Annotated in this window: 13 protein-coding genes, 1 tRNA gene and 1 pseudogene; 3 read left to right on the plus strand and 12 right to left on the minus strand. The window is 50.7% G+C overall.

Annotated elements, in window-relative coordinates:
- Nucleotides 1-71: 71 nt before the first annotated feature.
- From ACTOY7_RS12425 to asnB, 9 genes are all read right to left on the minus strand, one after another.
- Nucleotides 72-1,826 carry a peptidoglycan D,D-transpeptidase FtsI family protein gene (locus ACTOY7_RS12425; RefSeq protein WP_394682767.1) on the minus strand — a complete coding sequence of 585 codons (1,755 nt, stop codon included), beginning with the start codon at nt 1,824-1,826 and terminating at the stop codon, nt 72-74.
- A gap of 113 nt (nt 1,827-1,939) precedes the next feature.
- Nucleotides 1,940-3,997 carry a peptidoglycan D,D-transpeptidase FtsI family protein gene (locus ACTOY7_RS12430; protein WP_482671002.1) on the minus strand — a complete coding sequence of 686 codons (2,058 nt, stop codon included), beginning with the start codon at nt 3,995-3,997 and terminating at the stop codon, nt 1,940-1,942.
- 71 nt (nt 3,998-4,068) lie between these two features.
- The gene (locus tag ACTOY7_RS12435) at nt 4,069-4,722 is read right to left on the minus strand and encodes a hypothetical protein (protein WP_160283205.1); all 654 of its coding nucleotides are present in this window, start codon (nt 4,720-4,722) and stop codon (nt 4,069-4,071) included.
- 88 nt (nt 4,723-4,810) lie between these two features.
- Nucleotides 4,811-5,746 (minus strand): 16S rRNA (cytosine(1402)-N(4))-methyltransferase RsmH, encoded by a 936-nt coding sequence (rsmH, locus tag ACTOY7_RS12440; protein ID WP_160283204.1) that lies wholly within the window; start codon nt 5,744-5,746, stop codon nt 4,811-4,813.
- A gap of 26 nt (nt 5,747-5,772) precedes the next feature.
- Complete coding sequence (gene mraZ, locus ACTOY7_RS12445) at nt 5,773-6,210, minus strand: division/cell wall cluster transcriptional repressor MraZ (RefSeq protein ID WP_016293710.1); 438 nt, start codon at nt 6,208-6,210, stop codon at nt 5,773-5,775.
- Between the two features lie 251 nt (nt 6,211-6,461).
- Nucleotides 6,462-6,701: a hypothetical protein gene (locus ACTOY7_RS12450; protein WP_160283203.1), complete on the minus strand. Its 240-nt coding sequence runs from the start codon at nt 6,699-6,701 to the stop codon at nt 6,462-6,464.
- A gap of 159 nt (nt 6,702-6,860) precedes the next feature.
- Nucleotides 6,861-7,700, minus strand: a complete 840-nt coding sequence (locus ACTOY7_RS12455; RefSeq protein WP_482671001.1) for a DegV family protein — start codon at nt 7,698-7,700, stop codon at nt 6,861-6,863.
- Nucleotides 7,701-7,892: 192 nt separating this feature from the next.
- Nucleotides 7,893-9,254: an FtsW/RodA/SpoVE family cell cycle protein gene (locus ACTOY7_RS12460; protein WP_482671000.1), complete on the minus strand. Its 1,362-nt coding sequence runs from the start codon at nt 9,252-9,254 to the stop codon at nt 7,893-7,895.
- A gap of 182 nt (nt 9,255-9,436) precedes the next feature.
- Complete coding sequence (gene asnB, locus ACTOY7_RS12465) at nt 9,437-11,320, minus strand: asparagine synthase (glutamine-hydrolyzing) (protein WP_160283201.1); 1,884 nt, start codon at nt 11,318-11,320, stop codon at nt 9,437-9,439.
- Nucleotides 11,321-11,668: 348 nt separating this feature from the next.
- Between asnB and ACTOY7_RS12470 the strand changes: the two genes are divergently transcribed.
- From ACTOY7_RS12470 to ACTOY7_RS12480, 3 genes and pseudogenes are all read left to right on the plus strand, one after another.
- On the plus strand, nt 11,669-12,070 hold the full coding sequence (locus ACTOY7_RS12470; protein WP_482670999.1) for a spore coat associated protein CotJA: 402 nt from the start codon (nt 11,669-11,671) through the stop codon (nt 12,068-12,070).
- Nucleotides 12,067-12,336, plus strand: a complete 270-nt coding sequence (locus ACTOY7_RS12475) for a spore coat protein CotJB (protein ID WP_160283199.1) — start codon at nt 12,067-12,069, stop codon at nt 12,334-12,336. The genes ACTOY7_RS12470 and ACTOY7_RS12475 overlap by 4 nt, the downstream gene beginning before the upstream one ends.
- 3 nt (nt 12,337-12,339) lie before the next feature.
- Nucleotides 12,340-12,540: pseudogene (locus ACTOY7_RS12480) on the plus strand (manganese catalase family protein); the annotation flags it as partial.
- 49 nt (nt 12,541-12,589) lie between these two features.
- Here ACTOY7_RS12480 and ACTOY7_RS12485 read toward each other — a convergent pair.
- The 3 genes from ACTOY7_RS12485 to ACTOY7_RS12495 all read right to left on the minus strand — a co-directional run bounded on the left by ACTOY7_RS12485 (nt 12,590) and on the right by ACTOY7_RS12495 (nt 13,958).
- A tRNA-OTHER gene (locus ACTOY7_RS12485) sits at nt 12,590-12,670 on the minus strand.
- Nucleotides 12,671-12,680: 10 nt separating this feature from the next.
- Nucleotides 12,681-13,427 (minus strand): N-acetylmuramoyl-L-alanine amidase, encoded by a 747-nt coding sequence (locus tag ACTOY7_RS12490; RefSeq protein WP_482670998.1) that lies wholly within the window; start codon nt 13,425-13,427, stop codon nt 12,681-12,683.
- A 51-nt stretch (nt 13,428-13,478) separates the two neighbouring features.
- Nucleotides 13,479-13,958: a phage holin family protein gene (locus ACTOY7_RS12495; protein WP_160285298.1), complete on the minus strand. Its 480-nt coding sequence runs from the start codon at nt 13,956-13,958 to the stop codon at nt 13,479-13,481.
- Nucleotides 13,959-13,994: the final 36 nt, after the last annotated feature.

Genomic DNA, 13,994 nt, shown 5'->3' on the forward strand with positions numbered 1-13,994 from the left:
TCTTTTGTCTAACCGTTTACAGTATACCGCATTCTGTCCCCTTTTTCAATCATGAGTTGTCTTACCGCGTTTCATTCCGCATTTTCACGATTTTCCTCTTTTTCTACGATTTCTTTTTGGATGCCCAGGTAAGGGAGTACATTGTCATAGATGCTCTGCAGCACCGGAGCCGCAATGGTACCACCGTAGTAGACACCCTGGGGATTGTGGATCACCACCATGCCGATGACCCGGGGATCGTCTGCCGGCGTAAAGCCAATGAAGGAAGCGATATACTTATGGGCGCTTCTGGGCAACGTCTGAGAGGTCGCGGTCTTGCCGCCGATCCGATACCCTTCAATATAGGCCTTTTTTCCGCCGCCTTCGGCCACAACACTTTCCAGAAGCGTCCGCATGGTGGCCGACGTTTCCTCCGATACCACTCCTTTTTTCTCTTTATAGGAAAACTCCCTGACCCGCGTGCCGTCTCGGTCCAGGACTGCCATCCCGAAGTGGGGCGTCACTCGTCTTCCGCCGTTGATCAGCGAGCTGACGGTTGTCAGCATCTGGATCGGGGTGATCTGGAAGGACTGCCCGAAGGTCATGGTCGCAAGCTCTACGATCCCGATATCCTCTTTCTTATGCATGATTGTTCCGGCCTCTCCCGGAAGATCTACATTGGTCAGGCTCATCAGTCCGAATTGCTTAAAATAGTCATAAAATCGGTCCGCTCCCAGTCTCAGGCCGATGTCGATGAATACCGGATTGCAGGAATTCTGCAGTCCCTGGACAAAGGTCTCCGCACCGTGTCCCCCCACCTTATGGCACCGGATCTTCCGATCCTCCACCATCCGGTATCCGGGGCAGGAAAAGCTGTCCGAAAGGCTGACCACCCCCTCCTCCAGGCAGGCCGAGGATGTGATGATCTTAAATGTGGATCCCGGCTCGTAGGTATCGTTGATACAGCCGTTTCTCCACATCTGGTTCAGCAGGTTTTGTTTCTCTTCATCGGTAACTCCGGAAGCATCCGCATTCAGAGTAAAGGGATCATTCAGATTAAATTCCGGTGCATTGACCATAGCAAGGATCTCCCCGTTCTGAGGGTTCATCAGGATCACCGACACACTATCCGCCTGCTTTTCCTCCATCACCTTGTAAGCCGCCTGGGTACAGAAGAACTGGATATTATAATCCAGGCTGATCTGCAGCGTATTGCCCGCCACCGGCTCTATCCGGTCCTCCGCCACGCCCTCCAGCTCAATTCCCCGGGCATCCGTCACTGTCAGTATGGTTCCGTTTTTTCCTTTCAGGTCATCCTCATATTTGACCTCCAGCCCGATAATGCCCTGGTTGTCGCCGCCTGTAAATCCAAGCACTTTGGAGGCAAGCTCATCATAGACATAGTACCGCTTAAAATCTTCATCTACCTTGACTCCTGCCAGATTATATCCCCGAATCAGGTCGCCGGTCTCTTTGTCCACATTGGTCTTTACCTTTTCCATAGAGGAGACCTTTTCCACGCGCCTGCGCACGCTGGCTTCCTCCATCTCCAGTTCCCGGGCCAGGGTTTGGATCACGGCCTGGGGATCTTCGATCTGGCTGTGGATAACCGAAATCGTACAGACCGTCTTGTTGGTTGCCAGGACGTTGCCATTCCTGTCCACGATCTCGCCACGGGCCGCCTTGATCTCACGCTCCCTCTCGTGAAGAGCCTCCGCTTTTTTCTGGTAATACCCGGCGTCAAAGATCATCAGGTAGACCAGCCGGGCAATGAGACCGAAAATAATGATACAGGCCGCGCAGAAGACAACAAGCATCTTCTTCTTATTATATGTCCTGTTTTTCATAGAAAAACCTTACAAAAGATATTTTTATAACATATTATCTCTTTTGTAAGGTTATGCATGCGTTTCTTATTCCCTATATCCAATAGGCATCCCATTATGACCGTTCGGCCGTCTCACGGGGTATCTTCTTCCGGATAAGGCACCTGGTATTCCACCGGCATCTCTTCGGCCCATCCGTCCAGATCCGGGTTGTAGTCCTCGTCGATATAAGCGCCGTCCGGGTTGGAATAGGTATCCTCGTAGTTCTCGTTATAGGATGTATACTCTTCCTGTCCAGCATTGTCTTCCGGCTGCTGCTCTTCCTTAGTTTCCTCCGGAACATCATCCTCTTTCATGGTAATATCCAGGTATGGAAATGCCTGGGCCATAATCTTCTGAGACAGCTCCAGTACGTACTGGCTGGTCTCCTGCCTTGCCACATTAGGCTCATCGATCACTACGTAGACCACCACCTCCGGATTCTCCAGCGGCGCGCAGCCGATAAAGGAAAGCACATAATTCTCCGCTTCCCTGGGAAGCTTTTCCGCGGTCCCGGTCTTACCGCCGATGTCATAGCCCGGAACCTGGGCATTGATCCCGGTCCCATATTCCATCACCGCGCGCAGATAAGGCTTTAACTGCTCTGCGGTCTCGGCGGACACTGTTTTTCTCAACAGTACCGGATCCTTGATCTCCACGACCTTGCCGTCCCCGTCCTGAATCTGCTTCACCACATGAGGCTGATAATAGTATCCCCCGTTTACCAGGGAGCAAAAAGCCGACGCCACCTGGGTCATGGTAGCATTAAACCCCTGTCCGAAGGAGCAGGTGGCAAGGTTCACATCCAGCATATTTTCTTTATTAAAAAGAAGTCCCTCCGTATAGGCCTCTCCCGGAAGGTCAATCCCTGTATATTCTCCGAAGCCGAAGATGTGCTGATACCGCAGGAAATGATCCACCCCGATCTTTTCCGCCATATGCATCATCGCCACATTGCAGGAATAGGCCACCGCATCCTGTACGGTCTCGTTCCCGTGCCCGGTCTTCTGGTGGCAGGAAATGTCATAGTCTCCCACATGAAGACTCCCATAGCATGCATAGGTTTCATCTCCCTGCAGGATCCCAGATTCCAGTCCTGCCGCCACGGTCATCGGCTTGACCGTGGACCCGGGTTCAAAGGTATCGCTGACACAAAAATTTCTCCACAGATCATTCATGGCTGTCAGCTGTTCCTCCTCCGACATGGCGCTCCACTGTTCCCCGGAATACAGGATGGACAGATCTCTCGGATTGTTCAGATCAAAATCCGGGTAGGATGCCTCCGCCAGGATCGCCCCTGTATTCGGATTCATGATCATGACCGCCGTATTCTTGCTGCCAAGCTGTCCCGGGCGGGCTTCTCCGGCATGCGCCTCATTGAACTCCCGGATGCATTGTTCCACCATGCTCTGTAGCGTGACATCAATGGTCGACACCACCGTATTGCCGTTTTTAGATGCCTTCACAGTCCGTTCAATCGTCGCGTCGTCGTTAAAATATCCGTATTCCCGTCCATTTGTCCCATTCAGAATGTTATTATAGGCACTTTCGATGCCGATCGCGCCCTCATTTGTACCTACCACAAAACCGACCACATCACTTGCCAGACGGCCGTAAGGGTAGCTTCTCTGGTAATCCTCCTCCAGCCAGATACCCCGCACGTCCGGATAGTTCTCTTCATCCCCATCAATCTCGTCAAATTCCTGGGCCTTTTCATAGGAGATCTTTTTGGCAAGGATCTCATACCGGCTGTCGGGCCGTTCCTCAATGATCTCCTGCACCGTTCCCTCGGGAATGCCGAATACGGTTTTCAGCACCTCCATGGTCGGCTTTTTATATTTTTCCTCCGACAGCATCACATATACATCCAGGATCACATTGTAGACCCGTTCGCTGGTTGCCATCCTGGTTCCGTTGCAGTCTACGATATCCCCCCTCTTGTAGGGGATAACCCGACTGTCGTACTGCTGCTGTTCCAGCACGATCTTCGTGTAGCCGCTTCCTTTCGACGCATTGATATATGTAATTTTTCCGATTAAAGCAACAAAAGCTAGTACGACTCCCATAAAGACCATTACCAGCTTTTCCTGCATCCTCTTTGGAAATTTTTTTGTCAGAAAATCAAATCTGTTTCTACGTTTTGGTACCGCCATCTGCCGCTGTATGTATACTCCTTCCTGCTTGTTCCCGTCTGCCGCCGTTCGCAGAGATCTCTGCCGGTATCCTACTCTGCCAGCTTTCCCGACTTTGCCAGGACGCCGTTGTCCGGAATGTCATTATACTGCTTCACGCAGTCTGTTGTCGGATTTTGATAGGATACGACTCTTCCCTGAGACGCATACACCATCCCAAGCTGATTCAACGCCCTGTCCCTTACGGTGTTCAGGTTGATGGAATCTGCCGCCGCCTGATACGCGGCATCGTTCTTCTCCGTCAGCTCCGCAAGCTCCCTCTGCAGCGCCGTAATGTTCTCCGATCTGGCAACCGTCTCCGACTGCAGTCTAAGATACAGCGAACAGATCACTACGGCAAAGATCGCCGCAGACGCAAGAAATACCGCATAAGCCGTATTCATGCTCAGCGCCCGCCTCCGGTTCTTAAGGACCTGACGGCTTGTCTTTTGTCTGTACTCCGGTTCCCCAACCGGCATGTGTACGGGCGGAACTTCTGGCTGACGGGCAATGTTGTCGTACACATATACCTGTCCGCCCTGACTTCCACGCCGCAACTCATCCGCAACCGACCCGATGCGGGTGGTTCCCCGGGATACGCTGCTTCTGATCTGAGACAGATCCAGATTCACGGTATCTCCATGAAAAGAATTCTCATAAGCTTGTCTTCCGTAAATCGAATATGTGGTCGTCTTTGTCGATGCCATCGTTCTTACGCCCCTTTCCTTTTTTACCAGGATTCTCCCCTTCCTGATAAAATCTATTTTATATACTCCTTCCAATTATCTCAAGTCATCAGGACCGTTCAAAAACGCGCAGCTTCGCGCTCTTCGAACGGCTGTTATATTCCAGTTCCTCCTTTCCAGGAAGGATCGGCTTGTTCGTGACCACCTTCCCCTTTGAAACGTTCCCGCAGACACAGACCGGAAAATGGCTGGGACAGGTACAGGGATTCTCCTGCCTGCGGAATGTCCGCTTCACAATCCTGTCCTCCAGCGAATGGAAGGTGATGATACAGATCCTTCCCCCCGGATTCAGCATGTCGATCATCTCATCCAGCGTTCCCTCCAATACGTCCAGTTCCCGGTTCAGTTCGATACGAAGCGCCTGGAACGTCCGTTTAGACGGATGGCCGGAAGCCTTTCTGATCTTCATGGGTATGGCATGCCGAATCACTTCATTGAGCTGTTCCGTTGTCTCGATCGGCGCCTTCTCCCGCTCCATTGCGATATGCTTTGCAATATTTTTCGCAAACCTGTCTTCCCCGTAATCACGAATGATACGGTACAGGTCCTGCTCACTGTAAGAATTAATGATATCCTTTGCCGTCTGGACCTGCCTCTGGTCCATCCGCATGTCCAGAGGCGCGTCCAATCGGTAAGAAAATCCCCGTTCAGCCTTATCCAGCTGATACGAGGATACTCCCAGATCAAGAACAATCCCATCGACTTTTTTAATTCCGACAGCCCGAAGCTGAGGGCCGATGTCACAATAATTGCTCCGAATGACCGTGACCATCTTCCCAAAGCCCTCTAGGCGGACACTGGCTGCTTCGATCGCAGCAGCGTCCTGATCTATCCCTATGAATCTCCCCTTGTCGCTTAGACGTCTGCACACCTCAAAGGCATGTCCACCTCCGCCCAGTGTGGCGTCTACATAGATCCCGTCCGGCTTCACCGCCAGAGAGTCTACTGTCTCTTTCAGTAAGACTGAAGTGTGTTGAAATGCCATTCTATCCTCCTAGTGTGCTGACCACATTATATCCGGATCCCGATTGCTTCCATGCGTTCCGCAATCGCATCCAGGTCTTCTTCACTGACCATGCTCTTCTCTTCCCAAAGCTCCTTATCCCAGATCTCCACACGATCCTGAACTCCCACAAGGACAACGTCCTTTTCAAGATGTGCCGCTTTTCTGAGAGAAGGCGGGACAAGCACTCTCCCCTGCTTGTCAAAACTGCCCTCCGAAGCACTTCCGAAGAAATAGCGCTTAAATATTCTGGCATCCTTGTTCATACGTGGCAGGGTTTCCAGTTCCTGAACGAATTTGTTCCACTCTTCCTGGGAATACACAAACAGACAGCCCTCCAGACCATTGCAGATCACAAAGCTGTCGCCCAGATCCTCCCGCAGCTTTGCGGGGATGATCAAACGGCCCTTTTCATCGATGCTGTGATTAAACTCCCCTAGTAACATTGAGAACTCCTTCTGTCAACGGGTTCCACTTTCACCCCATTTCACTCCACTGTTCACCACTTTCTACCACTTGAATCCATTGTACCCCACATCACTCCCTTTTTCAACCCTTTTTTTTCATTTTTTGAGATGCGCTGCTGTGAATATACTCCGGGAGAGTCTTTGTTCTATTAGAAAATTCGGAGAAATGATCATAAAAAAGCTGCTGTCCAAGGCTTTTGCACCTCAGACAGCAGCTTCTTTTTTTACGATTATTCCTCCGTAAGATCGATCAAATAAGAATTCACCGCTTCATAATTCACCGTCGTCGTCTCCCGGGTTTTATTTGAAGAAAATCTGTCATACGCAGAGTATCCCAGCCAGCCAACCAGGGCCAGCCCAGCCAGAGTCAGCACACCCTTGCGCGCCCAACTCATCATGCGCTGCTTCTTCATATTCTTCTTCCGGTTTGCTTTTTCCTGTTTATAACGGTCTATCTTTTCCTGACTCATCTTTCTGATCTCCTTTTTATGCTCAGGCACTCTTGTACAGAGCGGCAGACAGCAGACTCATCTGCTGCGCTGTCTATCATTTATACAGCCGGAAAACTTCCGGCCGTCCTCACCGAACGTTCTCCGAATGCCCGTTCCCTAAGTATATCACATTTTTTTTCAAACTACAACAATTATTCCGCCGTCATTGGCATACATGCTGCTGATCCCCGCCGTGTCAATGATAAAGCTGGCCTTCACCTTCATCTTTGCCAGCAGCATCCTCTCGACCTCCCGGGCACGCTCCCTGCAGTTGCAGTTGGAAATTGCCAGGATCTTCTCCTCTGCTTCCTGGGTTTCCTCCGCAATCTGGTCTGCCATCTTCGCCAGTGCCTTTTTGATGCCTCTGGCCTGACCGATCTGACAGATCGTCCCCTCCGGCGTGGCCGCCATCACAGGCTTGATATTCAGCGCCCCGGCCACCAGAGACTTGATCCCGGTGAGCCGTCCGTTTTTACGGAGCGTATCCAGATTCTCCAGCACGAAATACGTATGCTGTCCGTCAATATAGCGCTCCACCGTATCGACTACCTGCTCGAATGTCATTCCCGTCTCTTCGCATTCCTGCACCTTCATAGCAATCAGCGTCTCCCCGATGGATGCGGAACGTGAATTAAAGACATGAATGTTCTTTTCTCCATATTCTTCTATATATAAGTTCTTTGCCAGCACCGCGCTGTTATAGGAACCGCTCAGCTCTGCCGTCAGTGTCACCGCATAGACCCGCTCCGCCTCACAGCGGTACTTCTCCATATAATCCTCCGGTGACGGACAGGACGACTTCGGACTCTCAGGGCATTCTGCAACCCTTCTGAGAAAATCCGCCTGATCAAAGGACGTGTCGTCCATGATGCGGACACCCCCGACTTCCATGGTCAAAGATGCTGTTTCAAAATTCCCGCTCGCTTTCATCTCCTCGGTCAGTTCCCCGCAGCTGTCAACAATCACTTTATAACTCATAATTCTGTCCCAAGCCTTTCAAATATGATTCTATTTCATATAGTATTCATTACTACATGTGATTATATCATATTTTCCCTATCCTGAAAAGAACTATTTTCCAGATTCTGTTTGAAATCACATGAAATGTTACTTGATTGGCCGGACGCCGTGCAGCAGGCGCGCGACACCGTGTGAACAGCAACCATGAAATTACATTTCCTTTATCTTAATCTTCCTAGCGATCCCAAGCGCGATCCCCATCTCAACCATCAGGAACAGGACCGAAGTCCCGCCATAGCTGATAAACGGCAGCGTGATCCCTGTTGTCGGAATCGTATTCGTCACGACCATGACATTCAGGATCACCTGCAGCGCAATATGCGCAAAAATTCCCGTCGCAACCAGGGATCCATATAAGTCCGGCGCATTTCTTGCGATGAACATCAGACGGTAAAGCAACAGACCGAACAGCAATAAAATGATGATAGATCCAAACACTCCCAGTTCTTCACAGACAATGGCCAGGATCATATCATTCTGCGCCTCCGGGATGACTCCAAGCTTCTGGGTGCTGTTTCCCAGCCCTTTCCCGAAAAAACCTCCGGAGCCGATGGCATACAATCCCTGCATGACCTGGAATCCTCCGGTATCTGTATGGTTTTCCGGATCCAGCCAGGTAATGATCCGGGATAGCCGGAAATTGTCGCTCTCGGAGATGGACGCGGAGAGGAAGCTGACCAATACGAAAAGCATAACAAATCCTCCTGCCAGCATGGCCAGGAAAGGCTTCAGCTTCGGATGTACGACAAAATACAGGATACAAGTGATCGCAAGTACGATGATGGCCGTACTCAGATTATCCGTCAGATACCTCACCCCAAGAGTCGCCGCAATGCCGAACGCAAAGACACGGACCACCCCCTCCCTCGTATGTGCTTTATTTCCCAGCCGGCAGAGCTCATAGGAAATAAACAGAATGATCGCGATCTTCATGACCTCGGCCGGCTGGAAGGTCAGCGACTCCGTAATCTTGATCCACCGCCTGGCGCCGTTGGCACTGTGTCCGAGAGGTGTCTGCACCAACGCCATCAGAAGCATCGCCAGCAGATAGCATTCAAACGAAAATGCACCGTAAATGTGGTAATCAATCTTAGATACCAAGAGCATCACGGCAAAGCTGGCAGCCCCGAACAATGCCTGCCTGCTGAAATAGTAGGTCCCATTTTCATAGGAGCTGGTACTGTACAGCATAATCAGCCCAAGGCACATCAGAAAAATGATCACCAGCAGCAGGTCATAATCAAAATACTGTGCATCCGTAACAAGGATTCTGGAAAGGATCCCGCGCTTTTTCCGTCCGTCCTTTTCTTCCTCCGGATATCGCTCTCCTTCCCGGGGTACAGCATAGACGGAGTGCTGCATGCCATAGGATTGGTCCGCATGCGGGCCAGTCTGTCTGCTCTGCCGGGCCTGCCGTACCTGAGCATGACTTCCCGAATACCCGTCACCATTCTGCTTTTGACCTGCCCCGTGATCCCGCCGCCTGAGCGGCCGTACAGTTCTGCTTCTCATATTCTCTCCCCTTTATAAACGGCTGCTGATTCTTTTTCCATTTTTATGCGGCTGCTGATTCTTTTCTGTCTGTGCGGCTGCAATCCGGCAGATCACCTGCATGTCAGTCTTTGCGGCTACAATCCAGCGGCTTACCTGCATGCAGCTTTTTGAATTGGAACCCGTCCGGTATGCGGCACTGCTCAGACCGCCGACAGCCTGGCCGGATGCACCGGCTTTTCGTGCCCAAAGAACCTGTCATACCATACCAAAAAGATATATACCGACCAGATTTTCCTGCTGTCATCCGTCTTTTCATTTACTTTCTTGCCATTCTTATGTCCATCCAGCATCTTCAGCAGGATTTCCGTATTGAAAAACTTCCTTGCCGCTTCCGAAGTGAACATCTCCCGCACTCTTTGGTAATATTTCTCTTCCCTGAGCCACACCCGGATTGGAATCGGGAAGCCCAGCTTCTTCTTTTCCGCGGTCTTGCTCCGGATGACCTTCTCCGCGGCCCCCCGCAGCGCAACCTTCGTCTTCGGCGCCCGGACCTTGTAGTCCAGCGGCAGTGTCTGTGCCAGCTCCAGCACCTTCTTATCCAAAAACGGCACCCGCACCTCCAGAGAATTTGCCATGCCCATCTTATCCCCCTTCATCAGGATATCATGGACCAGCCAGAGGTGAAGGTCTACATACTGCATCTTCGTGACAGGGTCCTTGCCCTTCACACGGTCATACAAGGGCTTTGTCACCCGCTGGATCCCCGGCGCGCATCCTTTTTTCAGAAGCTTGTCTGCCTCCCGCTCCGTAAAGATGTTGGTGGCATTCGCAAAATAACGTTCCTCCAGCGTCTTGCCGTGGCGCATCAGAAAGCCTCTGCCCTTCATCCGTCGGGGCAGGCAGTACTCCGCAAATTTTCCAAGGACACGCCGGATCGACATGGGGATCTTGTTGAAGGCCGTATGCTCCAACGGTTCACAGTAAATGTTATATCCGCCGAACAACTCGTCCGATCCCTCTCCGGAAAGCACCACCTTAACTTTTTTGGCCGCCTCCTCGCTCAGAAAAAAGAGCGCGATCGCTGCCGGGTCCGCCACCGGCTCATCCATATAATACTGAATATCCGACAGTCGGTCCCAATATTCTTCCGGGGTGATGACCCTGGCGTCATTCTGCATATGGATGCTTGCCGCAAATTCCTTCGCGTCCTGAATCTCACTGTACTTCCCCTCGTCAAATCCCACCGTAAACGTGCGGTCCACCTGTCCCAGATAGGTGAGATAGCTGGAATCCACGCCGCTGGACAGATACGAAGCCACCTCCACATCACTGATCTTATGCATTTGCACAGACTCCTTCATGACCGCCTCGACCTCTTCCACCACTTCCTCGAAGGACTTTTGGCAGTCCCCGGTAAAGTGAGGTTCAAAGTACCGCCTGATCTCCAGCTTTCCATTCTCATACAGGAAATAATGTCCGGGCTGCAGGCAGAACACGCCTTTAAAAAAGGTCTCATTGGTGGGCACAAACTGAAAGGAGAGATAATTTCCAAGGGCATCCTCATTAAAAATCTTGTCAAACCGCGGATGTTCCAGAAAGGACTTGATCTCCGAACCGAACAGCAGCGTCCCGTTCATCTGTGCATAGTAAAGGGGCTTGATCCCGAAAATATCTCTGGCCGCAAACAGACGCTTCTTTTTTCTGTCCCAGATCGCAAAGGCATACATGCCACGCAGACGGTCCAAAAGCTTTTCCCCCCACTCCTCGTATCCGTGGAGCAGAGTCTCCGAATCCGTATTGGATACGAACACATGCCCCGCTTCCGCCAGTTCTTTGCGCAGCTCCTGATAATTATAGATCTCCCCGTTGAACACCAGCACCTTGCTTTTATCTTCATTATATAAAGGCTGATCCCCGACTTCCGAAAGGTCGATGATGCTCAGACGCCGAAACCCCAGCGCCGCGTCTCCGTCCACGAACTTTCCTTCACTGTCCGGTCCCCGATGGATGATGGTATTCATCATATCCACGAGTACCTTCTCCCGGTTCTCAACCTCCCCGACAAATCCTGCAAACCCACACATAAATCCTTATCTCCTTTATCCCGTAATCTGGCCTGAATCTTTCATTCGTAAAATTTCAATGATACTCACGGCCGATGAAATCTGCCGTAAATATTGCGCCGGCCGCAGCCGCAAAGCGGCATATTTTCTCATACGGCTGTGATTCGTAACTATTATTCCCATAAATTCTGTTTTCCACGACAAACAATACAAGACTGTCATTAGATTTTTACTGGAAACAGAAATTAATCCTTCATTATTATAGCTTTTTTTATTTATAAAAACAACGTAATTTTTTGAAAGGAACCTTTTTTGTCTTTTTTCCATAGTATATTATTGTAAACCGAATCTTGGAAGGAGTAATCGCAAATGGCGAATTATCAAAACAATATGCGTTATGGACGCCAGGGCAATATGCGTCCGATGCGCCACAGCCCCGGCATGCATACGGGATGCCAGTCCTCCGCTCCGCAGATGGATACACGCTGCTGTGAACCGGCACCCAGAATGGAGCCCATGCAGAGGGAGGACTGCGGATGCTGCGCGCCTATACCGGAGGCAAAAGAGGCGGCCGAATGCCGGGAACGCAAGGTTCCGAAAAGCTGTGCCCGCATGATGGATGACCCGCTTTACGGCATGCCCATTGCCATGGCATATGTCCCCTGGCAGACCTGGTGCGGAATTTCCGATATCTGCGAAGGTTTCTGCGCAGGCACCATCTTTGAAGAACTGAACAAACCGTTTCTTGGGAGAGGGGGCTGGAAACGATGAAAAATTTCACCTGCAGGGCAGATCTGCTGAACCACATCAATGAAGTCAGCTTTGCGGTCGATGACGTGAAGCTTTATCTGGACACCCATCCGTGCGATGAAGAGGCAATGGAATTTTTCCGAAAATACAGCTGCATGCGCAACGAAGCGCTGAAGGAATACGCAGAGAACTTCGGACCTCTGACGATCGACACCGCGGTCTGTTCCGACTGCGAAAAATGGAACTGGATCAATGAGCCATGGCCATGGCAGGAAGGGGGATGCTGATTTATGTGGAATTATGAAAAAAGACTGCAGTATCCGGTGAAGATCACCCAGACAAATCCGGAGATGGCACAGGTGATTATATCGCAGTTTGGTGGTCCTGACGGGGAACTTGCCGCATCCATGCGGTATCTTTCGCAGAGGTATACGATGCCGTATAAGGAAGTGACCGGAATTTTGACGGATATCGGCACAGAAGAACTGGCCCGTAAAAGGTAGAAATGACATAAATATATCTCTCTTCAGTAAACTCCGCATGGAAAGACAGGATTCGAACCCGCACGCCCTGCCGGGCGGCTGCCGGAATCGGCACACCTTACCATTCAGTCACTGTCTGGCTGCGAAGTCTATTTTCCATTTCTTGCAAGAACTTTGGCCAGTTTCTCAAAGTCCTCGTCTGAATAAACATGCGTTTTCAGATCCCTTCCGGTATGCCGCTTATACATATCCATGATAACCTTCTTTTCTGCTCCTGATGAAAAGCCATGCAACGCATATCCGTCAAAATAATACTGCCCTTTTCCATTTTTCGCCTGAACGATCTCTCTCATGTCTTCTTCCTCCTCTGATTTCAACTCTAATTTCCCAATTCCAAACGCATCCAGGATCCCGCATGCAATATCATCCATCCTGGAATTAAATATCCGGACATCCTCTGCGTTTGTAATAAATCCAAATTCTACCAGACGGTAATTATACCCACATGCGGCCGCTCTGTTCGGATTTGCAAGGTCATTTCTCCCAACAATCATACTGGAACTGCCTGGAAGAATCCTGGAAAGCATAGCCGCAAGCGCAGAATCATATTTGTCCGCTGTAAATCCCGCGTTGATGATAACGTGCCCGCCTCTAGCAGATGGTGCCCCTGCGTCCATGTGCGCTTCAAGGATCAGGTAATCCTTTGGTATATTCAGCGTACTGATCCCGTTGTCAGCATAATAGTTCCTGTTAAAATCCCCCAGGATCACGTTGGCTCCACCGATTGCTTTTAATCTGTTTCCAAGTGCCCGGACCCTTTCCGCTTCCTGATATTTGTTTCCGGTTGCTCCGGGATCCCCAGCACCGTGTCCCGCAATGTAAAATAGTTTTGGCATATCTTTCTCCTTCCTGCCGGACTTTTGCGCCGGCGCAAAAAGAGAGGACGATCATTCGCCCTCTCTGTGCTTCTTTTCTATTTCGCTTTCCTGCTGTTCCCCCATCTCCTCCACCTGGGACTTGATGATCCTGACCAGCGGTTCCAGGAAGCCGGGGATTTTTACTCCCATATCCTTCACGTTCTCCAGGATGCTGATGATCTCATTGCAGATGATCCACAGAGCCACGATGCAGGCCACCAAAAAAGTGAACGGCATCCGGATTCCTACCGTGTCCGAAGCATACAATAACGTCTGGTCAATGATGACGCCCACTACGATCAGCAGCCACATGCATATTTTCTTCCCGATTCCCCGGATACTTTTATAGGAATTGATATCCTGTGAGCGGTACGGGGACGCCATCAGGCCGGTGGCGTAATCAATGATGTTGCACAGCACCACCAGCAAGACCGGCATCGCCAATACCCCCAGCAGTGAGGATAAAAAACCGAAAGCCGCAGCGAAAATAAATTTGTAGTTCACGTTCATATACATTCTCCCCTTTCCTTGAAATCACATTAAATA

It is taken from the genome of Schaedlerella sp. (assembly GCF_056796775.1).